Source organism: Streptomyces sp. NPDC050625, assembly GCF_040654755.1.
Classification (GTDB): Bacteria; Actinomycetota; Actinomycetes; order Streptomycetales; family Streptomycetaceae; genus Streptomyces.
On the sequence record NZ_JBFAIQ010000003.1, the window covers coordinates 524,686 to 549,761 of the forward strand.

The 25,076-nt window shown below is 69.3% G+C and carries 26 protein-coding genes, 1 tRNA gene and 1 riboswitch; of the genes, 8 read left to right on the plus strand and 19 right to left on the minus strand.

The features are described from left to right. Positions 1–1,018 precede the first annotated feature (1,018 nt). A complete protein-coding gene (locus AB0I54_RS09885) occupies positions 1,019–3,277 on the plus strand; it encodes a transglycosylase domain-containing protein (RefSeq protein WP_363295518.1) in 2,259 nt (752 codons plus the stop codon). A 51-nt stretch (positions 3,278–3,328) separates the two neighbouring features. Here the strand turns inward: AB0I54_RS09885 and AB0I54_RS09890 are convergent, their stop codons facing one another. From AB0I54_RS09890 to AB0I54_RS09900, 3 genes are all read right to left on the minus strand, one after another. Continuing rightward, the gene (locus tag AB0I54_RS09890) at positions 3,329–3,649 is read right to left on the minus strand and encodes a multidrug efflux SMR transporter (protein ID WP_363295404.1); all 321 of its coding nucleotides are present in this window, start codon (positions 3,647–3,649) and stop codon (positions 3,329–3,331) included. Between the two features lie 36 nt (positions 3,650–3,685). After that, positions 3,686–3,760, minus strand: a riboswitch (guanidine-III (ykkC-III) riboswitch). A gap of 47 nt (positions 3,761–3,807) precedes the next feature. Next, a complete protein-coding gene (locus tag AB0I54_RS09895) occupies positions 3,808–4,164 on the minus strand; it encodes a co-chaperone GroES (RefSeq protein ID WP_363295405.1) in 357 nt (118 codons plus the stop codon). 44 nt (positions 4,165–4,208) lie between these two features. After that, a complete protein-coding gene (locus tag AB0I54_RS09900) occupies positions 4,209–4,538 on the minus strand; it encodes a DUF3618 domain-containing protein (RefSeq protein ID WP_263209192.1) in 330 nt (109 codons plus the stop codon). Positions 4,539–4,630: 92 nt separating this feature from the next. Between AB0I54_RS09900 and bcp the strand changes: the two genes are divergently transcribed. Together bcp and AB0I54_RS09910 are read left to right on the plus strand one after the other, a co-directional pair. After that, a complete protein-coding gene (gene bcp, locus AB0I54_RS09905; protein WP_363295406.1) occupies positions 4,631–5,098 on the plus strand; it encodes a thioredoxin-dependent thiol peroxidase in 468 nt (155 codons plus the stop codon). A gap of 39 nt (positions 5,099–5,137) precedes the next feature. Then, positions 5,138–5,224 (plus strand) — tRNA-Leu (locus tag AB0I54_RS09910). Positions 5,225–5,229: 5 nt separating this feature from the next. On the opposite strand, the gene rdgB is transcribed toward AB0I54_RS09910, so the two are convergent. From rdgB to AB0I54_RS09930, 4 genes are all read right to left on the minus strand, one after another. After that, positions 5,230–5,835, minus strand: coding sequence for an RdgB/HAM1 family non-canonical purine NTP pyrophosphatase (rdgB, locus tag AB0I54_RS09915; protein WP_363295407.1), 606 nt, complete (start codon positions 5,833–5,835; stop codon positions 5,230–5,232). 42 nt (positions 5,836–5,877) lie between these two features. Next, positions 5,878–6,285: a hypothetical protein gene (locus AB0I54_RS09920; protein WP_363295408.1), complete on the minus strand. Its 408-nt coding sequence runs from the start codon at positions 6,283–6,285 to the stop codon at positions 5,878–5,880. A gap of 164 nt (positions 6,286–6,449) precedes the next feature. Next, positions 6,450–7,190: a ribonuclease PH gene (rph, locus tag AB0I54_RS09925; protein WP_363295409.1), complete on the minus strand. Its 741-nt coding sequence runs from the start codon at positions 7,188–7,190 to the stop codon at positions 6,450–6,452. A gap of 78 nt (positions 7,191–7,268) precedes the next feature. Further along, a complete protein-coding gene (locus tag AB0I54_RS09930; protein ID WP_067243776.1) occupies positions 7,269–7,502 on the minus strand; it encodes a PTS glucose/sucrose transporter subunit IIB in 234 nt (77 codons plus the stop codon). Positions 7,503–7,688: 186 nt separating this feature from the next. Between AB0I54_RS09930 and AB0I54_RS09935 the strand changes: the two genes are divergently transcribed. Continuing rightward, on the plus strand, positions 7,689–8,999 hold the full coding sequence (locus AB0I54_RS09935; protein WP_363295410.1) for a PTS transporter subunit EIIC: 1,311 nt from the start codon (positions 7,689–7,691) through the stop codon (positions 8,997–8,999). 126 nt (positions 9,000–9,125) lie between these two features. Next, the gene (locus AB0I54_RS09940) at positions 9,126–10,379 is read left to right on the plus strand and encodes a PTS transporter subunit EIIC (RefSeq protein WP_363295411.1); all 1,254 of its coding nucleotides are present in this window, start codon (positions 9,126–9,128) and stop codon (positions 10,377–10,379) included. A 70-nt stretch (positions 10,380–10,449) separates the two neighbouring features. Here AB0I54_RS09940 and AB0I54_RS09945 read toward each other — a convergent pair whose 3' ends face one another. Next, the gene (locus AB0I54_RS09945; RefSeq protein ID WP_363295412.1) at positions 10,450–11,202 is read right to left on the minus strand and encodes an MBL fold metallo-hydrolase; all 753 of its coding nucleotides are present in this window, start codon (positions 11,200–11,202) and stop codon (positions 10,450–10,452) included. 284 nt (positions 11,203–11,486) lie between these two features. Between AB0I54_RS09945 and AB0I54_RS09950 the strand changes: the two genes are divergently transcribed. After that, positions 11,487–11,945, plus strand: coding sequence for a type II toxin-antitoxin system PemK/MazF family toxin (locus AB0I54_RS09950; protein ID WP_363295413.1), 459 nt, complete (start codon positions 11,487–11,489; stop codon positions 11,943–11,945). 8 nt (positions 11,946–11,953) lie between these two features. Here AB0I54_RS09950 and AB0I54_RS09955 read toward each other — a convergent pair whose 3' ends face one another. From AB0I54_RS09955 to clpS, 9 genes are all read right to left on the minus strand, one after another. After that, entirely contained in the window at positions 11,954–12,472 is a 519-nt protein-coding gene (locus AB0I54_RS09955) for a hypothetical protein (protein ID WP_363295414.1), read from the minus strand. 123 nt (positions 12,473–12,595) lie between these two features. After that, a complete protein-coding gene (locus AB0I54_RS09960; RefSeq protein WP_363295415.1) occupies positions 12,596–14,653 on the minus strand; it encodes a putative Ig domain-containing protein in 2,058 nt (685 codons plus the stop codon). Positions 14,654–14,870: 217 nt separating this feature from the next. Continuing rightward, a complete protein-coding gene (locus AB0I54_RS09965; RefSeq protein ID WP_363295416.1) occupies positions 14,871–15,821 on the minus strand; it encodes a cysteine synthase in 951 nt (316 codons plus the stop codon). 17 nt (positions 15,822–15,838) lie between these two features. Beyond that, positions 15,839–16,117, minus strand: a complete 279-nt coding sequence (locus AB0I54_RS09970) for a MoaD/ThiS family protein (RefSeq protein WP_363295417.1) — start codon at positions 16,115–16,117, stop codon at positions 15,839–15,841. Between the two features lie 159 nt (positions 16,118–16,276). Next, positions 16,277–16,372, minus strand: coding sequence for a putative leader peptide (locus AB0I54_RS09975; protein WP_312025360.1), 96 nt, complete (start codon positions 16,370–16,372; stop codon positions 16,277–16,279). Positions 16,373–16,486: 114 nt separating this feature from the next. Then, entirely contained in the window at positions 16,487–16,909 is a 423-nt protein-coding gene (locus AB0I54_RS09980) for a M67 family metallopeptidase (RefSeq protein ID WP_363295418.1), read from the minus strand. Positions 16,910–17,041: 132 nt separating this feature from the next. Continuing rightward, on the minus strand, positions 17,042–18,466 hold the full coding sequence (locus AB0I54_RS09985) for an amino acid permease (RefSeq protein WP_363295419.1): 1,425 nt from the start codon (positions 18,464–18,466) through the stop codon (positions 17,042–17,044). Positions 18,467–18,786: 320 nt separating this feature from the next. After that, complete coding sequence (locus tag AB0I54_RS09990) at positions 18,787–19,392, minus strand: DUF2017 domain-containing protein (RefSeq protein ID WP_363295420.1); 606 nt, start codon at positions 19,390–19,392, stop codon at positions 18,787–18,789. A 12-nt stretch (positions 19,393–19,404) separates the two neighbouring features. Next, on the minus strand, positions 19,405–19,722 hold the full coding sequence (gene clpS, locus AB0I54_RS09995; protein WP_363295421.1) for an ATP-dependent Clp protease adapter ClpS: 318 nt from the start codon (positions 19,720–19,722) through the stop codon (positions 19,405–19,407). Positions 19,723–19,779: 57 nt separating this feature from the next. Here clpS and AB0I54_RS10000 point away from each other — a divergent pair, with 57 nt between their 5' ends. Together AB0I54_RS10000 and AB0I54_RS10005 are read left to right on the plus strand one after the other, a co-directional pair. Beyond that, positions 19,780–21,126, plus strand: coding sequence for a nicotinate phosphoribosyltransferase (locus AB0I54_RS10000; protein WP_363295422.1), 1,347 nt, complete (start codon positions 19,780–19,782; stop codon positions 21,124–21,126). Between the two features lie 102 nt (positions 21,127–21,228). Further along, positions 21,229–21,813, plus strand: a complete 585-nt coding sequence (locus AB0I54_RS10005; protein WP_363295423.1) for an isochorismatase family protein — start codon at positions 21,229–21,231, stop codon at positions 21,811–21,813. A gap of 58 nt (positions 21,814–21,871) precedes the next feature. Here AB0I54_RS10005 and AB0I54_RS10010 read toward each other — a convergent pair whose 3' ends face one another. Continuing rightward, positions 21,872–22,222, minus strand: coding sequence for a hypothetical protein (locus tag AB0I54_RS10010; protein WP_363295424.1), 351 nt, complete (start codon positions 22,220–22,222; stop codon positions 21,872–21,874). Between the two features lie 121 nt (positions 22,223–22,343). Further along, positions 22,344–24,695, minus strand: a complete 2,352-nt coding sequence (locus AB0I54_RS10015) for an immune inhibitor A domain-containing protein (RefSeq protein ID WP_363295425.1) — start codon at positions 24,693–24,695, stop codon at positions 22,344–22,346. Between the last annotated feature and the right edge of the window lie 381 nt (positions 24,696–25,076).

The window sequence follows — 25,076 nt, forward strand, 5'->3', positions numbered from 1 at the left end:
GCAGGGGGGCAGACCGGCCGAGAAGGCCGGTACGGTCCCGAAGGCACGGGCCGCGGAGCCCTCCGGGCCGGGCAACGTCGACACCAGCCGCCTCGCGAGGATCAAGGAGAACGCCCCGACGGCCCAGCCCCCACTGACGGACGAGACGACCCGACTGACGCCGATCAAGGACGACCTGCCGACCGGCAAGGCCCCTGGGGCTGCGGGCAACGCGGCGCGCGCCGCGGGCTCGGCCGGCGCGGCGGGTGTTGCGGGCTCGGCGGGTGCTGCGGGCTCGGCCGACGCGGCAGGCGCAGCGCGCGGCCCGGGCGCGGCGGGCGCGGCACGCGGCGCTGGCGCGGCGGGCAGCGCTGGCGCGGCGGGCAGCGCTGGCACGGCGGGCAGCGCTGGCGCGGCGGGCAGCGCTGGCGCGGCAGGGACAGCTGGCGCGGCAGGCGCGGCGGGCGGCGCAGGTGCACCCCGCGGCCCGGGTGCCGCAGGTGCGGCCGGCGCGGCAAGCCCCGGCGCCGACGACACCACCCAGCTCGCGCGGATCAAGGAGAGCGCCCCGACGGCCAAGCCGCCGCTGACGGACGAAACCACCCGGCTCACGCCGATCAAGGACAACCCGCCGATCGGCAAGGCCCCCGGGGCTGCGGGCAACGCCGGCAACGCAGCGCGCGGCGCGGGTGCAGTCGGCGCGGTAGGCGCTGCCGGCGGGGCAGGCATCGCGGGCGCGGCAGGCGCTGCCGGCGTTGCGCGTGGTGCGGGCGCCGTCAATCCACGGACTGGCGCCAACCCCGCGACCGCCGCAGGCGCACGGACCACCGCCAACCCCGCGACCGCGGCAAACGCACGGACCACCGCCAACCCCGCGACCGCGGCAAACCCGGCGAACGCGCGGAGCGCCGTCGCCCCCGTTCGCCCCGCGGACGCCGGCACCCCCGCCGGCCCGGTGGCCCCGGGGGCCCCCGGCAAGGGCAAGAAGCCCAAGCGGCCCAAGCGCACCGGGTGGCGGCGGATCATCCCCACCTGGCGGATGGTGCTCGGTACCTTCCTCATCGGTGTGCTGCTGATCATCGGGCTGTTCTTCCTCGGCTACTCGATGGTGAAGATCCCGCCCGCCAACGCGCTCGCCACCAAGCAGAGCAACGTCTACCTGTACGCGGACGGCTCCCAACTGGCCCGTGACGGCGAGATCAACCGGGAGAACGTCACCCTCGCGCAGATCTCCAAGGACGCCCAGCACGCCGTACTGGCCGCCGAGGACCGGGACTTCTACACCGAGTCGGCCATCGACCCCAAGGCGATGATCCGCGCGGCCTGGAACACCGCGACCGGCAAGGGCAAGCAGTCCGGCTCGACGATCACCCAGCAGTACGTGAAGAACTACTACCTGGCCCAGGAACAGACGGTCACCCGTAAGGCCAAGGAGTTCTTCATCTCGATCAAGCTGGACCGCAACAAGTCGAAGGACGACATCCTGGAGGGCTACCTCAACACGAGCTACTTCGGCCGCAACGCCTACGGCATCCAGGCCGCCGCCCAGGCCTACTACGGCGTGGACGCCACCGACCTGGACCCGGCCCGCGCCGCCTACCTCGCCGCGCTGGTCAACGCGCCCAGCGAGTACGACGTCGTCGCGCACCCGGAGAACAAGTCCGCGGCCGTGGCCCGCTGGAACTACGTCCTGGACGGCATGGTCACCAAGGGCTGGCTCGGCAAGTCCGAGCGGGCCGGCATGAAGTTCCCGATGCCGAAGGAGCAGACCGTCTCCACCGGCCTGTCGGGCCAGCGCGGCTACATCGTGGACGCGATCAAGCACTACCTCACCACGAACAAGGTCATCGACGCGGACGCCCTGGAGGGCGGCGGCTACCGCATCACCACGACCCTGCAGAAGGACAAGCAGAACGCCTTCGTCAAGGCGGTCAACGACCAGCTGATGGACAAGCTGGACAAGAAGAACCGCAAGGTCGACAACTACGTCCGCGCGGGCGGCGCCTCCGTCGACCCGAAGACCGGCAAGGTCGTCGCGATGTACGGCGGCGTCGACTACGTGAAGCAGTACACGAACGGCGCGACCCGGGGCGACTTCCAGGTCGGCTCCACGTTCAAGCCCTTCGTGTTCACCTCGGCGGTGCAGAACGCCTCCACGACCCAGGACGGCCAGCCGATCTCGCCGAACACCTACTACGACGGCACCAACCAGCGGCCCGTACAGGGCTGGAGCGGTGGCGCGTACGCCCCCGAGAACGAGGACTCCAAGTCGTACGGGCAGATCACGGTGCGGCAGGCCACCAACCTCTCGGTCAACTCGGTGTACGCGCAGATGGCCGTCGACGTGGGCCCCGCCAAGGTCAAGCAGACCGCGGTCGACCTCGGCATCCCGTCCGACACCAAGGACCTGAACCCGTACCCGTCCATCGCCCTGGGCACCGCCACCGCGAGCGTGCTGGACATGGCGGAGGCGTACGCCACGCTCGCCAACCATGGCAAGCACGGCACGTACACGATGATCGAGAAGATCACCAAGGACGGCAAGGACGAGGTCGAGCTGCCCGGCGGGCAGACCGAGCAGGGCGTCAGCCGTGAGGCCGCCGACACCACGACGTCGATCCTGCAGAGCGTGGTGCAGACGGGCACCGCGACCGCCGCGCAGAACGCCGGCCGCCCCGCGGCGGGCAAGACCGGCACCGCGGAGGAGGACACGGCGGCCTGGTTCGCGGGCTACACGCCCGATCTGGCCACGGTCGTCTCCGTGATGGGCCAGGACCCGGTGACGGCCGCCCACAGGTCGCTGTACGGCGTGATGGGGCTGCCGCGCATCAACGGCGGCGGGGCGCCCACCGACATCTGGGCCCAGTACACGAAGGCCGCCCTGGAGGGGAAGCCCGCCACCGAGTTCGACCTCGAACTGCAGCAGGGCGCCGAGGTCCAGGCCCCGAGCTCGCAGGCGCCGACCCAGCCGGGCACCACCGGCAGCCAGGACAACGGCGGCACCACCGACGGCGGCCAGGACCAGGGGCAGACCCAGGGCCAGGACAACGGCGGCACGACCGCGACCCCGACGGACGGCACGGCCACCGGCGGCACCCCCACGACCGGCGGCGACACGACGGGAGGCACGACCGACGGCGGGACGACCACCGACGGCACGACCGGAGGCACGACCGACGGCGGCACCACCACCGGTGGAACCACCGGCGGCACGGACGGGGGCACGACCGGGGGCACCCCGGGAGGCACCACGGGAGGCACCGTCGCGGGCCCGCAGGCCGCGACGAGGAGGCAGTGACGAGCAGGCGGTGACCGGTCGCCGACCGGTCAGCCTCCGGTCACTGACCCGTCAGTGACCGGAGGTCGCCTTCAGCCCCACCACGGCGACCAGCAGCAGACACACGAAGAAGATCCGGGCGGCGGTCGCCGGCTCCCCCAGCACCACCATGCCGAGCACCGCCGCACCGGCGGCCCCGATGCCCACCCACACGCCGTAGGCGGTACCGATGGGCAGTGACCGGGCGGCGTAGGACAGCAGCAGCATGCTGGCGACGATGCCGGCGCCGGTGAGGACGCTGGGGACGGGCCGGGTGAAGCCGTCGGTGTACTTCATTCCGATCGACCAGCCGACCTCCAGCAGACCGGCGACGACGAGCAGGACCCAGGCCATGGGGCACCTCCGGGGCGTACGTAATGACGGACAGGGGGTGCGTCGTCTTTGCGTACATCCATCCCGGTACGGCGCGTCTCGTCGGGCTTCTTTCGACCTTAGCAAGGCAATGAGAAGAGGGCTGGTGACCATGGTCACCAGCCCTCTTCGCCGTTGATTCAGAGGTACAGGCCCGTGGAGTCCTCCGACCCTTCGAACCGGTCCGCCGCCACGGCGTGCAGATCGCGTTCCCGCATGAGCACGTACGCGGTGCCGCGGACCTCGACCTCGGCCCGGTCCTCCGGGTCGTACAGGACGCGGTCGCCCGGCTCCACCGTCCGCACGTTCTGCCCGACCGCCACCACCTCGGCCCAGGCCAGCCGCCGCCCGACCGCCGCCGTGGCGGGGATCAGGATGCCGCCGCCCGAACGCCGCTCGCCCTCACTGGTGTCCTGCCGCACGAGCACGCGGTCGTGCAGCATGCGGATGGGCAGCTTGTCGTGGTGGGTGCTGGGGTCATTTCTCTTGGCGCTCACGCCTTCGAACCTACCTGCCTTTTACGCCTGCGTACGCGACCGGGTCAGCTCTTGCGGCGCCGGGTGCCGAACGCGAGCAGCCCCACGACCCCGACGGCAAGGAGCGCGACGGGCACGATGCGCTCGACCCGGGGGGCGCCCTCCTCGTCCACGAACTGCGCCCGCACCTCGCTCACCACGCGGTTGACCTGGACGTAGGCGCGGCCGAGGGTGTGGTCGACGTTGGCGACGACCTTCGCCTTGGCGTCGCCCACGATCGTCTTCGGATGCACCCGCACCCCGATCTCGTCCAGCGTCTCCGCCAGCACCTCGCGACGGCGCTTGATGTCCGCCTCGATCTGCGCCGGGGTTCTGGTGTCCGACGTCTCCGCCACCGTACGGCCTCCGAAGTCCTCGATGCTGTTCTGGACAGTCTGTCAGCTTCACACGCCGCCGCACTGTCAGGACCCCCCGTTACTCTGGTCCGATGAGCGAGCGACTCCAGCCCGGGGACGTGGCCCCCGACTTCACCCTGCCCGACGCCGACGGCAACGAGGTGTCCCTGGCCGACCACAAGGGCCGCAAGGTCATCGTGTACTTCTACCCCGCGGCCCTCACCCCCGGCTGCACCAAGCAGGCCTGCGACTTCACGGACAACCTGGAGGTCCTGGCGGGCGCGGGTTACGACGTGATCGGCATCTCCCCCGACAAGCCGGAGAAGCTGGCCAAGTTCCGCGAGAAGGAGTCCCTGAAGGTGACCCTCCTCGCCGACCCCGACAAGCAGGTCCTGGAGACCTACGGCGCCTTCGGCGAGAAGAAGCTGTACGGCAAGACGGTCGTCGGTGTCATCCGCTCCACGGTCGTCGTCGACGAGGAGGGCAAGGTCGAACGCGCCCTCTACAACGTGAAGGCGACGGGCCACGTGGCAAAGATCATCAAGGATCTGGGCGTCTGACCACGCTGCCCGGCCGCTAGCATGGCCGGGCAGCACCGGGCGGCCGTGGTGGAATTGGCAGTCACGCTGGGTTTAGGTCCCAGTGGGGTAACTCCCGTGAGGGTTCGAGTCCCTCCGGCCGCACCAGCTCCTTACCGACCGAGCAACTCCGTCACGACGGGCACCAGGGCGCGGAACGCCTTGCCCCGGTGGCTGATCGCGTTCTTCTCCTCGGGGCTCAGCTCGGCGCACGTCCGCGACTCCCCCTCCGGCTGGAGGATCGGGTCGTATCCGAAGCCGTTGGTGCCGCTCGGAGTGTGCCGCAGGGTCCCGGTCAACCGGCCCTCGACCACCCGCTCCGTCCCGTCCGGCAGGGCGAGAGCCGCGGCGCAGGCGAAGTGGGCGCCCCGGTGTTCGTCGGCGATGTCCGAGAGCTGGGCCAGCAGGAGGTCCAGATTGGCCTTGTCGTCGCCGTGGTTGCCGGCCCAGCGGGCGGAGAAGATGCCGGGGGCGCCGCCCAGGACGTCCACGCAGAGGCCGGAGTCGTCGGCCACCGCCGGCAGACCGGTGGCCCGGGCCAGGGCGTGGGCCTTGAGGAGGGCGTTCTCGGCGAACGTCACTCCCGTTTCCGGGACATCGGGGATGTCGGGGAACGCGTCGGCTCCGACCAGCTCGTGCGGCAGGCCTGCCGCGGCGAGGATCGAGCGGAGCTCGGTGATCTTTCCGGCGTTGCGGGTGGCGAGGATCAGGCGGGTCATGGGGTTCAGTATCCCTGGCCCCACGACCTGCCCCGGCGCTCGCTACGGGGTGCAGACCTTGGTCAGTTCGCCCGCCGCGTCCGTGACCGGGCCGATGTCCGGGGTCTCGTCGCCGTTCTTGATCGCCTGACGGACGTTGTCGACCGCCTTGCGGAGGTCGTCGACCGCCTTGTTGACATCGGCGTTGTCCGTCTTGTCGCCGATCTTGTCGAGGTTCTTCTGGATCGAGTTGAGGGACTCGTCGGTCTGCGTCGGATCGTTGGCCGCGTTCTCCACCGCCTGCTGGAGGTCGGTCACGCTGTCCGCGATGGAGTCGGCGGTCTGGACGCAGTCCAGGGCCTTGTTGACGGCGTCGCAGCCGGTGGTGAGGCCCGCGGTGAGCGCTACGGCGGCCACGGTGGCGGCGATGGCGGTGATACGGCCTCGACGTCGGTGTCGGCTCGCGCCCATGGTGTTGGTCCCTCTCCCTCGTAGGCCGAGCGCACGGCGGTGTGCCGTGCGCCCGTACCCATAGGGACGCCGGGGAGGCCGACCGGGTTGCCGTCCACCGCCTCGTCTTTTGGGGCTCCCTTTACTTCTTATCCAGGGCCGCTTACTTCCTTATCCAGGGCCGCTTACTTCTTCTCCAGGGTTGCTTCCAGTGCCGCGCGCTGGAGGCGGGAGAGCTCCGTGCAGCCGGTCACGGCCAGGTCGAGCAGGGCGTCGAGCTCCTCGCGGGCGAAGGGCTCGGCCTCGGCGGTGCCCTGGACCTCGACGAAGCGGCCGTCGCCGGTGCAGACGACGTTCATGTCGGTCTCGGCCTTCACGTCCTCGTCGTAGCAGAGGTCGAGGAGGGGGATCCCGCCGACGATGCCGACCGAGACCGCGGAGACCGTGCCGGTCAGCGGCTGGCGACCGGCCTTGATCAGCTTCTTGCCCTGGGCCCAGGTGACCGCGTCGGCCAGGGCCACATAGGCGCCGGTGATGGCCGCCGTACGCGTGCCGCCGTCGGCCTGGAGGACGTCGCAGTCCAGGACGATGGTGTTCTCGCCGAGCGCCTTGTAGTCGATGACCGCCCGCAGGGAGCGGCCGATGAGGCGGGAGATCTCATGCGTACGGCCGCCGATCCGGCCCTTGACCGACTCGCGGTCGCCGCGGGTGTTCGTGGCGCGGGGCAGCATGGCGTACTCCGCGGTGACCCAGCCCTCGCCGCTGCCCTTGCGCCAGCGCGGGACGCCTTCGGTGACCGAGGCGGTGCAGAAGACCTTGGTGTCGCCGAAGGAGACGAGGACGGAGCCCTCGGCATGCTTGCTCCAGCCACGTTCGATGGTGATCGGGCGGAGCTGGTCGGGGGTGCGGCCGTCGATTCGAGACATGGCGACGAGCCTAGCCGCACATGAGGAAGGGGCCCCTCCCCCTGTCGGAAAGAGCCCCTTCGGGGTGAGCGGCGGGGCTCACATCATGTCTTCGATCTCCGCGGCGATCGGGTCGGCGTCGGTGCCGATGACGACCTGGATGGCCGTGCCCATCTTGACGACGCCATGGGCGCCGGCGGCCTTCAGGGCGGCGTCGTCGACCAGCGAGGGGTCGGAGACCTCGGTCCGCAGGCGGGTGATGCAGCCCTCGATCTCCTCGATGTTGTCGATGCCGCCGAGCCCGGCGACGATCTTCTCAGCCTTGGTGGCCATGATCCTTCTCCCTGATCCGAACCGCTTTGTCGCAGTAACCCACAGTTGGCCCATCTTCGCGAGCGGTCATGTCGTACGTCCCGAATGATGGCGTTCACGACAGCGGAACCGTCCGCCAACTGGTCTACACCACCCCGGGGACGGTCGCCAAACCCGCCTCTTCGCCGAGCGGCCCGGAGGACGCGCATGAGCGCCGACAGCAGCGCAGACAGCGGCGCCGAAGGTACGGTCAGCTCCGCCCGCGCACGCTGGAACACCCTGTTCCAGGGCCTGCAGAAGATGGGCCGCAGTCTCCAGCTGCCGATCGCCGTACTGCCGGCCGCGGGCCTCCTCATCGCGCTGAGCCAGCCCGGACTGCTGGGCAAGGACGGGCTCGGCTGGACACAGGTCGCGAAGGTGATGGGTGGCGCGGGCGGCGCGCTGCTGGACGGGTCACTCGGTCTTCCGCTGCTGTTCTGCGTGGGTGTGGCGATCGGCATGGCCAAGAAGGCGGACGGCTCGACGGCACTCGCGGCGGTGGCGGGCTTCCTCGTCTACTACGGCGTGCTGCGCCAGTTCCCGCAGGACTGCGCCGAGGGATCGAGGCCGGTGGCGACCGGCTGCCTGGTGAAGGACGGCACGGTGACGGCCTTCACGTATCAGAACCCGGGGGTCTTCGGCGGCATCGTCCTCGGTCTGATGGCGGCCTTCCTCTGGGCCCGCTTCCACCGCACCCGGCTCGTGGACTGGCTCGGCTTCTTCAACGGCCGGCGGCTCGTCCCGATCATGATGGCGTTCACCGCCGTCGTCTTCGCGGTGCTGTGCCTGTGGGTCTGGCCGCCGGTCGGCGGCGCGCTGGAGAGCTTCAGCGACTGGCTGAGCGGGCTGGGCGCATGGGGCGCGGGGGTCTTCGGGGTCGCCAACCGCGGGCTGCTGGTGATCGGGCTCCACCAGTTCCTCAACGTGCCCACCTGGTTCCAGTTCGGCAGCTACACCAAGCCCGACGGGACGGTCGTGCACGGCGACATCAACATGTTCCTGGCGGGCGACCCGAACGCGGGCCAGTTCACCTCGGGCTTCTTCCCCATCATGATGTTCGCGCTGCCGGCCGCCGCGCTGGCGATCACCCACTGCGCCAAGCCGCACCGCCGCAAGGAGATCGGCGGGCTGATGCTCTCGGTGGCGCTGACCTCGTTCGTCACCGGCATCACCGAGCCCCTCGAGTACTCGTTCCTCTTCGTGGCGCCCCTTCTGTATGTGATGCACGCGCTGCTCACCGGCGCCTCGATGGCGGTGACCTGGGGGCTCGGGGTGCACGACGGCTTCAGTTTCTCCGCGGGCCTCATCGACTACGTCCTCAACTGGCACCTCGCGACCAAGCCGTGGGCCATCATCCCGATCGGCCTGTGCTTCGCCGCGGTGTACTACGTCCTCTTCCGCTTTGCGATCACGAAGTTCGACCTGAAAACACCGGGCCGGGAGCCGGAGGAAGAACGCGAGGACGTCACCAAGGTCTAGACCTGACCTGACCCGCCCGGGCAACCCAAATCGTTACGGGAATCGCGGGTTCCTTACGCCGCCTTCATCGTGCTACAACAGGTCTACACCACTGAGTGGTGTAGACCACCACCCGATGGAGGAACCATGAGCACCGCCACCGCGTCCTCGGCGGCTCCCGCAAAGAAGCGGGGATCAGGTCTGTTCCAGGGCCTGCAGAAGGTCGGCCGCAGTCTGCAGCTTCCGATCGCCGTACTTCCGGCGGCGGGCATTCTGCTCCGGCTGGGCCAGCCCGATGTGTTCGGCAAGGACGGCCTCGGCTGGAACAAGGTCGCGGCGGTGTTCGCCACCGCCGGCGACGCCGTCTTCAGCAACCTGCCCCTGCTGTTCTGCGTGGGCATCGCCATCGGCTTCGCCAAGAAGGCCGACGGCTCCACGGCGCTGGCGGCGCTGGTCGGCTTCCTGGTCTACAAGAACGTGCTGACCGCGTTCCCGATCACCGAAGCAAAGATCACCAAGGGTGCGGACGTCGCCGCCACCTACAACGACCCCAAGGTCCTCGGCGGCATCGTGATGGGCCTGATAGCCGCGGTCACCTGGCAGCGCTTCCACCGCACCAAGCTCCCCGACTGGCTGGGCTTCTTCAACGGCCGCCGGCTGGTCCCGATCCTGATGGCCTTCATCGGCACCGGCGTCGGCGTGGTCTTCGGTCTGGTCTGGGAGCCCATCGGCAACGTCATCACCGACTTCGGCCAGTGGATGACCGGCCTCGGTGCCGTCGGCGCGGGCATCTTCGGCGCCATCAACCGTGCCCTGCTGCCGGTCGGTATGCACCAGTTCGTCAACACGGTGGCCTGGCAGGAGATCGGCTCCTTCAAGGACTCCTCCGGCACCGTCTGGCACGGTGACCTGCCGCGCTTCTTCCACGGCGACCCGACCGCCGGTCAGTTCATGACGGGCTTCTTCCCGATCATGATGTTCGCCCTCCCGGCCGCCGCGCTGGCGATCACCCACTGCGCCCGCCCCGAGCGCCGCAAGGCCGTCGGCGGCATGATGGTGTCGCTCGCGCTGACCTCGTTCGTCACCGGCATCACCGAGCCGATCGAGTTCGCGTTCATGTTCATCGCCCCGGTGCTCTACGTCATCCACGCACTGCTCACCGCCCTCTCGATGGCGGTCACCTGGTCGCTGGGCGTGCACCACGGCTTCAGCTTCTCGGCCGGCGCGATCGACTACTTCCTCAACTGGGGCATGGCCACCAAGCCCTGGATGATCATCCCGATCGGCCTGGTCTTCGCCGCCATCTACTACTCGGTCTTCCGCTTCGCCATCACCAAGTGGAACCTCCCCACCCCGGGCCGCGAGCCCGAGGAGGAGCTCGAGGACCTCACGAAGGCGTGAGTCTCCGTACGGCATGACGAAGGCCCCGGAACCGAGCAGATTCCGGGGCCTTCGTGCATGTATGGGGGGTTCAGATCTGGTACGTCACCCTGGGCACCGCCAGTTCCACCGGGCCGTCGAAGACCTCGCGGGCGTCGGCGAGGTTGACCATGGGGTCGGTCCACGGGGGGATGTGGGTGAGGACCAGGCGGCGGGCGCCGGCCCGACTCGCCGTCTCGCCCGCCTCGCGGCCGTTGAGGTGCAGATCGGGGATGTTCTCCTTGCCGTGCGTGAACGCGGCCTCGCACAGGAACAGGTCGGTGTCCCGGGCCAGCGCGTCGAGCACCTCGGTGACACCCGTGTCGCCGGAGTACGTCAGCGAAGTCCCGCCGTGCTCGATCCGGATGGCGTACGCCTCCACGGGATGGCGGACCCGCTCGGTGTGCACCGTGAACGGGCCGATGTCGAACGTCGACGGCTTGACCGTGTGGAAGTCGAAGACCTCGCTCATCGACGAAGCGGTGGGGGTGTCGGCGTAGGCGGTGGTCAGCCGGTGCTCCGTGCCCTCGGGTCCGTAGACGGGGATCGGGTCGCAGCGGCCGCCCTCGTGGCGGTAGTAGCGGGCCACGAAGTACCCGAGCATGTCGATGCAGTGATCGGCGTGCAGATGGCTCAGGAAGATCGCGTCGAGGTCGTAAAGACCGCAGTGGCGCTGCAGCTCGCCCAGGGCGCCGTTGCCCATGTCGAGGAGCAGCCGGAAGCCGTCGGCCTCGACGAGGTAGCTCGAACAGGCCGATTCCGCGGACGGGAACGACCCCGAGCAGCCGACGACGGTGAGCTTCATGAAGCAGAAACCTCCGTTGGCGGGAGATCCGGAAGTCCGGTGGATCACAACGAGTGGACCGGAAGGAAACGAGTGGACCGGAAGGAGGGGAAGGAGTCGGGAAAGGGGGCAGACGGGGGTCGTGCGGTTCGTTGAGCGTAAGGCGCAAAAGGGCCGGTCGCTCCTCCGCCAGGGGCCGTTGTGGGCGAACTCACCTGTGCTGTCACCGGTTCGGCTGGACCCGGGGTGCAATGGGCTTGGGAGAGGGCGCGCAATGGGGATCGCACGCCGGTAACGTCGTTCGTATGGACACGTCGTGGTGGCTTGCGCTGGTGGCGGTGGTGCTGCTCGCGCTGGTCGCCACGCTCGTCGACGGCTGGGGACGGGGACACCGTCCGGAGGGACGCAGGAAGCGGCCGCCGGGCCGTCCGGAAGGACCCCGGGGCCGTGCGGAGCGACCGCGGCCCGGCGACATCTGGTGGGCGAACGTGCCGTTCGAGAGCGGTCCGGGCACCAAGGACCGGCCATGTCTGGTTCTCGCCGTGCGCGGCAAGCGGGCGACGGTCGCGAAGATCACCAGCAAGTACCACGACGAGCGCTCCGGGGTCATCCCGCTGCCGCCCGGCTCCGTCGGCGACGCCCACGGCCGCCCGAGCTTCCTGGAGACCGACGAACTGCGCCAGGTCCCGGTGTGGGACTTCCGCCGCCGGGTGGGCGTGGTCGACCCGGTCCTGTGGGACCAGGTACGGCATCTGGCGGGCTGAGGCCGGCCTCAGCGCACCTGGACGGTGACCGTCCACTCCTCGATGGCCTTGCAGGACACCCGGCCCGGGCTCGGGCTCTCGGCGCACAGCGGGCGGGACGAGGAGAGCTTCGCGGTTCCGGGGGCCACCGCGTCGTAGGCGGCGACGGCGTCACCCGGCAGGATGACGATGCCCGGGTTCGCGGCCTTCAGCGTGTCACCGGTGACGGTGACCGGCTTCCAGGGCCGCTCCTTCGTTCCGTCCAGGGTGAGCCGGACCTGGCCGCCCTTCGGCATGCAGATGGTGCGGCCGTTGTCGGCGGCGGAGAGCTGGAAGTGGCGCGCGCAGCCCGCTGCGGTCGTGGTCGGGGACGGCGTACCGCTGGGGGACGGCGAGCCGCTCGGGGACGCCGTCGTGGTCGGGGACGGTGAGACCGTGCCGCCATGGCCCGCGGTCGTCCCCCCGCCCTGCGAGCCGCAGCCCATGAGGAGGAGCGTCGCTGCCGCGACGGTGGTGACCGTCGTGCGGTGGAGCGTCGTACGGCGCATGGGGGACCGCCTTTCCGCCGGGACCGGACCTGATGCAGATGTGACGTTCCACCTGCGCCCGCGGATCCCGGAAGGACCCCGGCCGACTCGCACGGCCGGGGTCCCCCGCTCAGGGGAACGTGATCAGCTGGTCGTCACGGCGGTGTCGTCCACGACGAAGCTGGTCTGCAGCGAGGAGTCCTCGACCCCGCTGAACTTGATCGTGACCGTCGAGCCCGCGAACGAGGACAGGTCGAAGGTCTTCTGGGAGTAGCCGGAGGCGGCGTTGAGGTTCGAGTACGTCGCCAGGGTCGTCGAACCGGCGGTCACCGTCAGCTTGTCGTACTGGGTGCTGCTGGTGGTCTCCGCGGTGTCGACGTGCAGATAGAAGGTGAAGGACGCCTTGCAGCCGGACGGAATCGTCACCGACTGGGAGAGCGTGTCGGTGTGCGACGAGCCGTAGCCGTCGAGCCAGGCCTTGTAGGAGCCGGCGTGCGCGGCCTCACCGGTGTCGTTGGTGATGACACCGCTGCTCGCGGTCCAGGTGGTGTTGCCCGACTCGAAGCCCGGGTTGCCGAGCAGCTGCGCGGACGAGCAGGTGCCGCCGGAGGAGCCGACGGTCCAGGTGAAGGACGCCGAGCCGGAGGCGCCGGTGGAGTCGGTCGCGGTGACGGTCACGCTGTACGTCCCCGCGGTGGACGCCGTACCGGAGATCAGGCCCGTCGAGCTGTTGACGGACAGGCCGGTCGGCAGTCCGGACGCGCTGTAGGTGAGGCTTGCGCCCGCGCTGTCGCTCGCCGATATCTGCAGGCTGACCGAGCCGCCGGTGGTGGTCGACTGGCTGCCGGGGTTGGTCACGGTCACCGTGTTGCCGCTGCTGCTGCCGGAGGTGAAGGCGGCGGTGCCGTTCGGGGTGCCCCAGCCGGTCGGACCGTCGTAGCCGGTGCCGGCGGTGCAGAAGTACGAGGTCGAGCAGGAGCCGTTGTTGCCGCTGGTCACGTCGTACAGGCTGGAGGTGTGGGAGTAGGGGTACTTCGCCGGGTAGTCGCTGGAGCCCGGGGTGCCCGCGAGGGCGTAGACGCCGGCGATGATCGGGGCGGAGGCGCTGGTGCCGCCGTAGACCGCCCAGCCGGAGCCGCCGTAGGTGTCGTAGACCGCCACGCCGGTGGCCGGGTCGGCGACCGCGGAGACGTCGGCCTCCATGCGCTTGGAGCAGCCGCTGTCGGTCTGCCAGCTGGGCTTCGGGTCGTAGGCGGAGCAGCCGGAGCCGGTGCCCTCGGTGGAGCTGGTCTTCCAGACGGACTCGGTCCAGCCGCGCGAGTTCGACGACGTGGACAGCGCGGTGCCGCCGACGGCGGTCACGTACTGGGAGGTCGCCGGGTACTCGGCGCCGTAGGCGGAGTCACCCGAGGAGACGGTGATCGCGACGCCCGGGTGCTTGAAGTACTGGGTGTCCTCGCTGGTCTGGGAGGAGGACTCGGAGCCGCCCCAGCTGTTGGAGACGAACTTGGCGCCGAGCGCGACGGCCTCGTTCTCGGCGATGCCGAGGTCGGTGTCGTTCGCGGAGGCGGCCTCGACCAGGATGATGTTGCAGTTGGGGCAGACCGCGCTGACCATGTCGATGTCGAGCGCCTCTTCACCGGCCCAGCCGGTGTCGTTCGTGGGCAGCGAGGTGGTCGAACCGGTCTGGCTGACCTGCTTGAAGCAGCCGTTGGCCTTGGTGCAGGCGGACAGGCCGTACGTCGAGCGGTAAGTGGCCAGGTCCGCCTCGGCGTTGGGGTCGTTGTAGGCGTCGACGACGGCGACGGTCAGGCCGGAACCACCGGTCGAGGGCAGGTTGTAGGCGCTGTGCAGGTTGGCCGGGCTGAGGCCGGAGGGGGCGGCGGCGAGGGCCGCGGCCAGACTCTGCTTGATGTCGGTGCGGCGCTGGGCGAAGCAGGACGCGTGGCCCGGCTTCGCGGTGGCGCACAGGTGCTTGGTCGGCACCTTCTGACCGGCCTTGCCGGTGGTGTGGAAGGTCTGGCGCTTCGGGTCGTTCAGTGCCTTCGCGTTCTGGGTGGCCCGAGTGGTGTGGGTGGGGGTCTGTGCCCCGGCCGTCGGTGCCGCGACGAGTCCGGCGACGGTGAGGGCAAGGGCGGGAACGGCAACAGCCAGGAGTCTTCGCAGACTTCGGCGATGCCTGCTCGGGCGTGAATCACGCATGGGGTACTGCCTCCATCGGTGGGGTCGAACTGGATGGGCAGGCCCGTGACGCGCGTAGCGGCGGGAACCGCGCAGCCATGAGCATGACACCAGGGGAGTGCGCGAGGACCTTAGCCCCGGCGCGGGGACCCCGGCAGTACCGCAGAAAGATCTTTGCCGCTCCATAGGCAGCGTTTAGCCCCCTCGTGAGAGGGGGCTGGCGGCTGCTTGATGAGCCCTATGCCCAGAGCTGACCCTGGAGCGCCTCGATGGCCTCCTCCGTCGTGGCGGCCGTGTAGACGCCCGTCGAGAGGTACTTCCAGCCACCGTCGGCCACGATGAAGACGATGTCGGCGCTTTCGCCCGCCTTGACGGCCTTCTTGCCGACGCCGATCGCGGCGTGCAGCGCGGCGCCCGTCGAGACGCCCGCGAAGATGCCCTCCTGCTGGAGGAGTTCACGGGTGCGGGTGACCGCGTCGGCCGAGCCGACCGAGAAGCGGGTGGTGAGGACGGAGGCGTCGTAGAGCTCCGGTACGAAGCCCTCGTCGAGGTTGCGCAGGCCGTAGACCAGGTCGTCGTAGCGCGGTTCGGCGGCGACGATCTTCACGTCCGGCTTGTGCTCGCGCAGATAGCGGCCGACGCCCATCAGGGTGCCGGTGGTGCCGAGGCCCGCCACGAAGTGGGTGATCGACGGCAGGTCGGCGAGGATCTCCGGGCCGGTCGTCGCGTAGTGGGCGCCCGCGTTGTCCGGGTTGCCGTACTGGTAGAGCATCACCCAGTCGGGGTGCTCGGCGGCCAGTTCCTTGGCCACGCGCACGGCGGTGTTGGAGCCGCCCGCGGCCGGCGAGGAGATGATCTCGGCGCCCCACATGCCGAGCAGGTCCCGGCGCTCCTGCGAGGTGTTCTCCGGCATCACGCACACCATGCGGTATCCCTTGAGCTTGGCCGCCATGGCCAGCGAGATGCCGGTGTTGCCGGAGGTGGGCTCCAGGATGGTGCACCCGGGGGTCAGACGGCCGTCCTTCTCCGCCTGCTCGATCATGTGCAGCGCGGGACGGTCCTTGACCGAGCCCGTGGGGTTGCGGTCCTCCAGCTTGGCCCAGATCCGGACCTCGGGGGACGGCGACAGCCGCGGCAGGCGCACCAGAGGGGTGTTGCCCACCGCTGCCAGCGGGGAGTCGTAGCGCATCGTTGATCAGCGGCCGATCAGGCCATGCCGCCGGCGACAGCGGGGAGGATCGTCACCGCGTCACCGTCGGACAGCTTGGTGTTGATGTTGTCGAGGAAGCGGACGTCCTCGTCGTTCAGGTAGACGTTGACGAAGCGGCGCAGCTTGCCTTCGTCGACGATGCGGGCCTGGATGCCCGCGTGCCGGGTCTCGAGGTCGGCGAGCAGCTCGGCGAGGGTCTCGCCACTGCCCTCCACCGCCTTCTGACCGTCGGTGTACGTGCGGAGGATGGTGGGGATGCGGACCTCGATGGCCATGGGTGCGGGCTCCTGTCGGAAGTAGTCAGGTCGGTGGGGCGCGCGGCGGCGCTGGGGGGCGTACTCGTACGCGGTTGAACGCTCCCCCAAGCTCTCGGCTTCGCTCGAGCAGGGAGGTGCCCCCATCGGCTCACGGCCGTACGGCGGCAGTGTTCGGCGTCAACAGATGGCGCTGGCGAGCCTGCACAGGTCGACGTGCAGCCGCGCCACGAGCAGCATGCCCGGCGTCTTTTCGCTCACGTCGTGAAGAACCATGGGCTCATCGTATCGATTCCCGTTCCGGATCCTGGAGTGTGATCTCGCATCGTGGATGAATTCTGACCGAACTGCGGGATCCTCCGAGTACGAAGGCACTCAGCACGCCTCCACTCAGTACGCCTCCACGACCTTGACCTCCTCCTCCTTGACCTCGCCGTCCTGGATGCGGAAGGAGCGGAACTGGAACTCGCCGAGGCTGTCGGTGTCGGCCGTGGAGACCAGCACGTAGTGGGCGCCGGGCTCGTTGGCGTAGGAGATGTCGGTGCGGGACGGGTACGCCTCGGTCGCCGTGTGGGAGTGGTAGATCACCACCGGCTCCTCGTCCCGGTCGTCCAGCTCCCGGTAGAGCTTGAGCAGGTCGCCCGAGTCGAACTCGTAGAAGGTGGGTGACATGGCCGCGTTCAGCATCGGGACGAAGCGCTCGGGGCGGTCCGAGCCCGCCGGGCCCGCGACGACGCCGCACGCCTCGTCGGGGTGGTCCTTGCGGGCGTGCGCGACGATCTGGTCGTGCAGGGCCTGGGTGATGGTCAGCATGTCGGTCAGGATAAGCAGAGGGCCGCCCCGTACCGAAGGCTGGTACGGGACGGCCCATATGCCGGACGCCCTGAGCGGCTGCCGCAGGGGGCGCCACGAGTGCTCCCCGCGACGGGACGTCCTTCGGTGAGGTCAGCCGACCTTTTCGAGCACCGGCTCGCGGCGCTCGGTGACCTGCGGGTTGCGGGCCTTGAGCACGACCCAGCCGACACCGAGGGCGGCGGCCCAGCCGGCCATCACGTACAGGCAGACGCGGGAGTCGGCGTCGTACGCGATCAGGCCCGTGACGAAGAGCAGGAACACGATGGCGATCCAGCTGCACACCGCGCCACCCGGCGCCGGGAAGGCGGAGGCGGGCAGCCGGCCCGCGACGACCGCGCGGCGGTACAGCACATGGCTGATCAGGATCATCAGCCAGGTCCAGATGCCGGCCGCGGTGGCGACGGAGGTGACGTAGCCGAACGCCTTCTCCGGGACGATGTAGTTGAGGACCACGCCGATGCCCATGAAGAGCACCGAGACGGTGATGCCGAAGGCGGGCGTCTTGGTGGACGACAGCTTGCTGAAGCCGCGCGGGGCCTCGCCGTTGTCGGCCAGGGTGCGCAGCATGCGGCCCGTCGAGTACATGCCGGAGTTGCAGGACGACAGGGCCGCGGTCAGCACCACGAAGTTGACGATGCCGGCGCCGGCCGGGATGCCGATCTTGGCGAAGGCCGCGACGAAGGGGCTCACACCGGGCGCGAACTCGGTCCACTTCACCACGCACAGGATGACCGTGAGGGCACCCACGTAGAACAGGGCGATGCGCCAGGGCAGGGTGTTGATCGCCTTGGGAAGGGTCTTCTCCGGGTCCTCGGACTCGCCGGCCGTGACACCGACCAGCTCGACGGCGAGGTAGGCGAACATGACGCCCTGGAGGGTCATCAGGGACGAGCCGATGCCCTTGGGGAAGAAGCCGTCGAACTGCCAGAGGTTGGACACCGCGGCCGTGTCACCTGCGGAGCTGAAGCCGAAGGTCAGCACGCCCAGGCCGATCACGATCATGCCGATCAGGGCGGTGACCTTGACCATGGAGAACCAGAACTCCAGCTCGCCGAAGAGCTTCACGGAGATCAGGTTGACCCCGAAGAGGACCACCAGGAAGACGAGGGCGGTCACCCACTGCGGGATGTGCGGGAACCAGTAGTGGACGTAGATCGCGGCGGCCGTCAGCTCGGCCATGCCGGTCACGACCCACATCAGCCAGTACGTCCAGCCGGTGAAGTAACCGAAGAAGGGGCCGAGGAACTCGCGGGAGTACTCCGCGAAGGAGCCCGAGACCGGGCGGTACAGCAGGAGCTCGCCGAGTGCCCGCATGATGAAGAAGACGATCGCGCCTGCGAGGGCGTACATCAGGATGAGGCTGGGACCGGCCTTGGCGATGTTCGCCCCGGCTCCCAGGAACAGACCGACGCCGATGGCGCCGCCGATGGCGATCATCTGGACCTGACGGCTGCCGAGTCCGCGCTCGTAACCCTCTTCGGAGGTCTTCTCCGTGTCGACCTGAGCGGAGGTCATGTGTCGTGTGCGCCTTTCTCCATGCCGACCCGGGCCTCTCGTCGGCCTCGGATCGGGTTTCGATCCCCCCGGATGATGGAGCGGTTGCCTGGCCGGCGGTCGCCGGCTCGGTGGCGCACCCGGCCGAACATGGGTGGTGTTCGCCGGGCGGTCGTGAAGATTTATCACGGCCGCAACACTGATCAACTGTGCCCACTGTGGCGCACGGCACAGGAAGAAGCGGACAAAGAGCACCCGTAGGGCGCATAACAGGCCGCAGCGGTGACGCGATCGTTATCCGGATTTGAGCGTCCTCTGAGCGAACGCGGAACCGGTGCGAATCAGGCCATAAGGGTGGCGACCAGAGTCTCCTGGAGCCCGCCCAGCCACAGATACGCCATCACCATCGGCTTGCGCGGGTCCTCGTCGGGGAGCCGGTAGAGCAGATCGGTGTCGTCCTCGTCCGTGATCTCCAGCCGGGAGCCGATCGCCAGACGCAGGTCGTTGAGCGCGCCCAGCCACTGCCGGGACTCCTCGGGGGAGAGCTTGAGGACCGCCCCCTCCTCCCCCACCGGGGCGAGCGCGTCCAGCGAGCCGATCACCGCGAGCGCGCTCTCGCGCTTGCCGGCCCGCAGGTCGTTCTCGGTGTAGCGGCGGAACTCCGCGGAGTGGGCCCGATGCTCCTCGGCGTCCTTCGGCGAGTCCGGGGCCAGCTCCGGGTCGCAGTAGGCGTCCGGGAAGAGCCGGCGCAGCACCGGGTCGGCGGGCGGCTCGCTCGGGCCCTCGGCGAACAGTTCGGCGAGCGGGTCTGCGGGGGCCTCCTCGCCGGGGCCGGGGCCGATGAGCTCCAGGAGCTGGACGGCCAGCGACCGGATGATGGAGATCTCGACGTCGTCGAGCGCGACGGCCGCGCCGCCGCCGGGGAGCGGTTCGAAGGTTCCGGGCATGGAGGAGATTCGCTACTTCCGGTCCTGCTGGAGGGTGGCCCACAGGCCGTAACCGTGCATCGCCTGCACGTCGCGTTCCATCTCCTCGCGACTGCCGCTGGAGACGACCGCCCGGCCCTTGTGGTGAACGTCGAGCATGAGCTTGGTTGCCTTGTCCTTCGTGTACCCGAAATACGCCTGGAAGACATAGGTCACGTAGCTCATGAGGTTGACCGGGTCGTTGTGGACGATCGTGACCCAGGGGACGTCGGGCTCGGGTACGGCGAAGGCCTCTTCCGCCGATTCGGTGCGTTCGATCTCTACGGGAGCGGGTGACGTCACAGGGCCCATGCTGCCACGCACACCATAAATCGTCACACTGACGAAATGGGGGTACCATCGGTTGCCATGAACACAGCGGACCTTGGGCTGCCGGTGGAAGTCCCCTCGACGGCGCTCTTCACGGACCAGTACGAGCTGACGATGCTGCGGGCCGCCCTGAAGGCGGGTACCGCCGAACGGCGCAGCGTGTTCGAGGTCTTCACCCGGCGGCTGCCCGAGGGCCGCCGCTACGGCGTCGTGGCGGGCACCGGGCGCGTCCTGGACGCGGTCGAGAACTTCCGGTTCGACGCGGGCGTCCTCGGCTTCCTGCGCGAGCGGCAGATCGTCGACGAGGAGACCTTGGAGTGGCTGGCCGGCTACCGGTTCAGCGGTGACATCTGGGGCTACCCCGAGGGCGAGGTGTACTTCCCGGGCTCGCCGGTCATGCGGGTGGAGGGCACCTTCGCCGAGTGCGTGCTCCTGGAGACCGTGATCCTGTCCATCCTCAACCACGACTCCGCGATCGCGGCCGCGGCCTCCCGTATGTCCTCGGCCGCCGGGAGCCGGCCGCTGATCGAGATGGGCGCCCGCCGCACCCACGAGCTGGCCGCCGTCGCCGCCTCACGGGCCGCCTACCTCGGCGGCTTCGCGAGCACCTCGGACCTGGCGGCCGGCTTCCGCTACGGCATTCCGACCGTCGGCACCTCCGCGCACGCCTTCACCCTGCTGCACGACCGCGAGCGGGACGCCTTCCGGGCCCAGGTCGACTCCCTGGGCCAGGGCACCACGCTGCTCGTGGACACGTACGACGTCGCGGAAGCCGTCCGCATGGCCGTCGAGGTGGCCGGACCCGAGCTGGGCGCGGTCCGCATCGACTCCGGCGACCTGCTCCTGGTCGCGCACCGGGTGCGCCAGCAGCTGGACGAGCTGGGCGCCACCGGCACGAAGATCGTCGTGACCTCGGACCTCGACGAGTACGCCATCGCCTCGCTCGCCGCCGCGCCCGTGGACGCGTACGGCGTCGGTACGCAGCTGGTGACCGGTTCCGGGCATCCGACCTGCTCGATGGTCTACAAGCTGGTCGCCCGCGCCGAGTCCGCCGACCCCGGGGCACCGCTGGTGCCGGTGGCGAAGAAGTCCACCGGCGGCAAGACCTCCATCGGCGGCCGCAAGTGGGCCGCGCGGCGGCTGGACGCGGACGGGGTGGCGGAGGCCGAGGTCGTCGGCACCGGGCCGACGCCCGCCGACCTGGTCGACCGGCAGCTGCTCGTCGAGCTCGTAAAGGGGGGCGAGGTCGTCGCCCGCGAGCCGCTGGACGTGGTCCGCGACCGGCACACGGCCGCCCGCGCCAACCTTCCGCTGTCCGCGACCCAGCTGTCCCGAGGGGAACCCGTCCTTCCGACGGAGTACGTCCACGGCGACTCGGGTAACTAGAGCAGGTGCCCCTCCCACACCGTCGCCGAAGTCTCTAGGCTCGTAAGTTCACTCTCCCCCGCGCTCCACGAGCGGGGGGACTCCAGTCGAAGGACACCGACCATGCGCCGCGCCTTGATCGTCGTTGACGTGCAGAACGACTTCTGTGAAGGGGGCAGCCTCGCGGTGGCCGGGGGTGCCGATGTGGCCGCCGCGATCACCGAGCTGATCGGGCAGGCCCCCGCCGGCTACCGGCACGTCGTGGCCACCCGCGACCACCACATCGCGCCCGGCGGCCACTTCGCCGACAACCCCGACTACGTCCGCTCCTGGCCGGCGCACTGCGTCGCGGGGACGGAGGGCGTGGGCTTCCATCCGAACTTCGCCCCCGCGGTCGCCTCCGGCGCGGTCGAGGCCGTCTTCGACAAGGGGGCGTACGCGGCCGCGTACAGCGGTTTCGAGGGCGTGGACGAGAACGGCGTCCCGCTGGCCGACTGGCTGCGGGCCCGGGAGATCGACGAGGTGGACGTGGTCGGCATCGCCACGGACCACTGCGTACGCGCCACCGCGCTGGACGCCGTGCGGGAGGGGTTCCGCACGAACGTCCTGCTCGACCTCACCGCGGGGGTGGCCGAGGACACGACCGAGCGGGCCCTGGAGGAGCTGCGGGAGGCGGGCGTGGAGCTGTCGGGCAAGCCGGTCGTCTGAGCCCTCGGGTCCGTCGTCCGAGCCCTCCCCCGGCCCGTCGTCGCCCAGGACACAGGTCCTAGGTCTGCGCCGGCGTCTGCCGTCTCAGCAGGGCTCTGATCGGGCGCCACAGCTCGGTCACCGGTTCGAGTTCGAGTGCCGGGACACCGTTGTCGGGAGCCGTGCGCCATATCAGGCCGTCCGGGTGGTGCAGGACCGCGGTGATCTCGTCCGGGGTCGGCGGGGCCGCGTTGCCCCGCAGGTAGACCGCGCGCATGCCCAGATTGCGCAGTCGTGTCAGGGCCCGGGCGCGGTTGTGGGCATGGACGAGAACGCGCACGCTGCCGGAGCCGTCGGCGGTGGGACGGGGCAGGTTCAGTGCCACGACCACCGTTCCGTTCGGCAGCTTGCAGAAACCTCCTGCGGCCATGCGGTCACACCCCCGTGTGCGTCGGTGTCAATAAGAGGGCCACAGGACGCACCTAAACACGATCGGCGGCGACCCGCCAGGGGGTCACCGCCGATACGCTTCTGACCTGCGAAAACGCGGACTACTTCACCGCGGGTCCGACCTGGAGCAAGATCGTGGAGCCGTTCTTGGCCTCCTTGACGATCTTGATCTTGGTGTTGGTGTCAGTGATCTTGACGCCACCGGTCGGGTTCGACTCGTCGTAGTAGGTGCTCATGTGGTCGTTGAAGACCGGCACGCCCTTCGACGACTTGATCTTGGTCGCGACGTCCGCCTTGTGCAGCGTGATGCCGTCCGTGCCGTACAGGCTGAACGGCGAATCGTAGGCCTGCATGCGGTTGCGCATCAGCGTGCCGTCGGCCCACTTCAGCGCCTTCGGGTGCGCGTCGATCGGCAGGACCAGGCCGACACCCGGGTGCTGGCTGGTGTTGTTGTCCGCCTGGGAGGTGTCCCACTTCCAGATCAGCAGACCGTTCTGGTACGGGTAGTGCTCCACCCAGTCCGGACGGGTCGTCGAGAAGCCGAAGTTGTACGGGCCGACCTTGAGGGTCTTGTCGTACGACACGTACTGGCGGTTCTCCGCGATGTAGTACTGCGCGTAGTCCTTGGTGAAGGACGCGCCGATGCGGGAGAAGCCGTTCGCGGTCCAAGCGGCGTCCGCGGACTCGGCGTTGTCGGAGAACACCGTCGCGCCGTCGGCGGTCAGCGTGATCTCGTCGGCCGCGAAGCCCTTCTGGGCCACGCCGCCGTCGGTCGCGTAGCGGAAGCGGACGTCGATCTTCTTGCCCGCGTAGGCGTCCAGCGAGTACGACAGCTTCTTGTAGCCGTCGACCGTGCCGGTCAGCGCCGGGGCGCCGCTGGCGTCACGCGGGATGGCCTGGCCGTCCACCGTGCCGTCGAGCGCGGTCCAGTTGGCGCCGCCGTCGGTCGACACCTCGGTGTAGAGGTAGTCGTAGTTGGCCTCGATGTCGTACCAGCCGTCCATGCTCAGCGTGGCCGAGGACTTGCCGGTGAGGTCGACGGAACGGGTCAGCGTGTTCTTGAGGTTGTCACCGCTTCCGCTCCACCACTGGGTCGAGCCCTCGGCCGGGGTCACGATGGTGGTGGTGACCGCCTTGTCGGGCAGGGAGACCACGAGGGCCTGCTTGTCCCAGGTGTTGTACTCGGCGACGCCCAGCTTGTGGGTGGACTGCTTGCCGGCCTTGGCGGTGTCGTAGTTCAGCCAGCCGAGCTGCAGCTTGTCCCAGGCGCTGAAGTCGCCCGGCAGGTCGCCGATGGAGTCCTTGCCCCGGCCGAGCCAGGAACCGGAGGACATCAGGGTCCAGAAACCGGTGGAGTTGTCGCCGCCGGCGGTGTCGTAGTGGTCCGGCAGACCGAGGTCGTGGCCGTACTCGTGGGCGAAGACGCCGAGTCCGCCGTTCTCCGGCTGGATGGTGTAGTCGCCGACCCAGATGCCGGTGCCGCCGATCTGCGCGCCGCCCAGCTTGTTGCCCGTGGGGCCGGTGGCGCCGGCGTCGGTGCCGAAGGCGTACCAGCGGTGGGCCCAGATCGCGTCCTTGCCCTGGACGCCGCCGCCCGCGGACTCGTCCTCACCGGCGTGCACGATCTGGAAGTGGTCGATGTAGCCGTCGGGCTCGTTGAAGTTGCCGTCGCCGTCGTAGTCGTAGCGGTCCCACTGGTCGAACTTCGCCACGTCCGTCTTGATCTGGGCGTCGGTGCGGCCGGCCGCCTTCTGCTGGGCGACCCAGGCGTTCAGGCCGTCGCTGACGACGTTCCACACGCTCGGGCAGTTGGTGGAGCCGCAGGCGTTGTTGCCGTAACGGGCCTCGTTGTAGGGGACCTTGACCCAGTCGGCGACCTCGCCGTCGACCGAGTAGCGGCCCGAGGACGCCTTCTCGTAGAACTTCTTCATCGACTCGGTCTTCTTGCCGGTGCCGAAGTAGAGGTCCTGGAAGTGCTTCTGGTTGTAGTCCTTCTGCCAGGCCGTCGAGTTGTCCTTGGCCCGGTCCGGCGCGGCTATCTTGTTGTGCAGCGGGCCTGCCGTGCCGCCGTACTTCGGGTCGGTCTGGTCGCCGAACTCCACCAGGATCGTGAAGATCTTGTCGGTCTTCTCGCGGCCGAGCTCGACGTACTTGCTGTCGCCCTTCTTGCTCTTGAGCTGGACGACCTGCGAACCGCCCCGGTTCTTGACCTTGGCCTCGCCGGATATGACCTGGTTCAGGGCCTCCTGGCGCTGGGCCTCCTGGGTCTTGCTGAGCGGACCGTCGAGGTTGTGCTCCTGCTGCTTCACCGGCGCCGGGTCGTGCCGGTTCGCGGCAGCGGACTTGGCCGTCGTGCCGGCCTCCGCAACGGCGAACGTCGAGAACGTGGCGGTGGCCGCCGCGAGTGCCACACCGATCGCGGCCGCTCTGAACGTCCAGGGTTTGCTGATCACTTGCTTCCTCCCCCGCGTCCGGGCACACGGAAGGGGGTCCTGGTCATGGAGGTCCGTGCGCGCCTGATCAACGCGTGTAGTCAAGTGACGACATTTGACTAGACGTTTAAAAGAAAAGACAGACCTTGACTTGAGCAGGACAAGTGCACTATGCGGAGCGGGAGTTCGCTTTACGAACGCCTCGCATACGACTTGACGGGCGCGCGAGTCCGTCCACTTGGCGGACCCCATGACTCCGTGCGCCCCCTGTGCACCGGTACCGTGGGTTAGGTCACGCTTACCGGCCGTTCCACTCGGGCATGCACGCGATTAGAGTCGAATGGTGGAACGCCCGGAAGTCGGCGGAAAGCCAGGCCGGTTACCCGTCTCACCCCCAATATC

Bases quoted from the DNA above. Each gene is read 5' to 3' on its own strand.
- AB0I54_RS09890 (WP_363295404.1), bottom strand. From the start codon at position 3,649: ATGGCCTGGGTCCTGCTCGTCGTCGCCGGTCTGCTGGAGGTCGGCTGG.
- AB0I54_RS09940 (WP_363295411.1), top strand. From the start codon at position 9,126: ATGAGCACCGCCACCGCGTCCTCGGCGGCTCCCGCAAAGAAGCGGGGA.
- rph (WP_363295409.1), bottom strand. From the start codon at position 7,190: ATGTCTCGAATCGACGGCCGCACCCCCGACCAGCTCCGCCCGATCACC.
- AB0I54_RS09885 (WP_363295518.1), top strand. From the start codon at position 1,019: ATGGTGCTCGGTACCTTCCTCATCGGTGTGCTGCTGATCATCGGGCTG.
- AB0I54_RS09950 (WP_363295413.1), top strand. From the start codon at position 11,487: ATGGACACGTCGTGGTGGCTTGCGCTGGTGGCGGTGGTGCTGCTCGCG.
- AB0I54_RS09970 (WP_363295417.1), bottom strand. From the start codon at position 16,117: ATGGCCATCGAGGTCCGCATCCCCACCATCCTCCGCACGTACACCGAC.
- AB0I54_RS10005 (WP_363295423.1), top strand. From the start codon at position 21,229: ATGCGCCGCGCCTTGATCGTCGTTGACGTGCAGAACGACTTCTGTGAA.
- AB0I54_RS09960 (WP_363295415.1), bottom strand. From the start codon at position 14,653: ATGCGTGATTCACGCCCGAGCAGGCATCGCCGAAGTCTGCGAAGACTC.
- AB0I54_RS10000 (WP_363295422.1), top strand. From the start codon at position 19,780: ATGAACACAGCGGACCTTGGGCTGCCGGTGGAAGTCCCCTCGACGGCG.
- AB0I54_RS09965 (WP_363295416.1), bottom strand. From the start codon at position 15,821: ATGCGCTACGACTCCCCGCTGGCAGCGGTGGGCAACACCCCTCTGGTG.
- clpS (WP_363295421.1), bottom strand. From the start codon at position 19,722: ATGGGCCCTGTGACGTCACCCGCTCCCGTAGAGATCGAACGCACCGAA.
- rdgB (WP_363295407.1), bottom strand. From the start codon at position 5,835: ATGACCCGCCTGATCCTCGCCACCCGCAACGCCGGAAAGATCACCGAG.
- AB0I54_RS09945 (WP_363295412.1), bottom strand. From the start codon at position 11,202: ATGAAGCTCACCGTCGTCGGCTGCTCGGGGTCGTTCCCGTCCGCGGAA.
- AB0I54_RS09975 (WP_312025360.1), bottom strand. From the start codon at position 16,372: ATGGTTCTTCACGACGTGAGCGAAAAGACGCCGGGCATGCTGCTCGTG.
- AB0I54_RS09985 (WP_363295419.1), bottom strand. From the start codon at position 18,466: ATGACCTCCGCTCAGGTCGACACGGAGAAGACCTCCGAAGAGGGTTAC.
- AB0I54_RS09920 (WP_363295408.1), bottom strand. From the start codon at position 6,285: ATGGGCGCGAGCCGACACCGACGTCGAGGCCGTATCACCGCCATCGCC.
- AB0I54_RS09930 (WP_067243776.1), bottom strand. From the start codon at position 7,502: ATGGCCACCAAGGCTGAGAAGATCGTCGCCGGGCTCGGCGGCATCGAC.
- AB0I54_RS09935 (WP_363295410.1), top strand. From the start codon at position 7,689: ATGAGCGCCGACAGCAGCGCAGACAGCGGCGCCGAAGGTACGGTCAGC.
- bcp (WP_363295406.1), top strand. From the start codon at position 4,631: ATGAGCGAGCGACTCCAGCCCGGGGACGTGGCCCCCGACTTCACCCTG.
- AB0I54_RS09980 (WP_363295418.1), bottom strand. From the start codon at position 16,909: ATGCTGACCATCACCCAGGCCCTGCACGACCAGATCGTCGCGCACGCC.
- AB0I54_RS09990 (WP_363295420.1), bottom strand. From the start codon at position 19,392: ATGCCCGGAACCTTCGAACCGCTCCCCGGCGGCGGCGCGGCCGTCGCG.
- AB0I54_RS10010 (WP_363295424.1), bottom strand. From the start codon at position 22,222: ATGGCCGCAGGAGGTTTCTGCAAGCTGCCGAACGGAACGGTGGTCGTG.
- AB0I54_RS09955 (WP_363295414.1), bottom strand. From the start codon at position 12,472: ATGCGCCGTACGACGCTCCACCGCACGACGGTCACCACCGTCGCGGCA.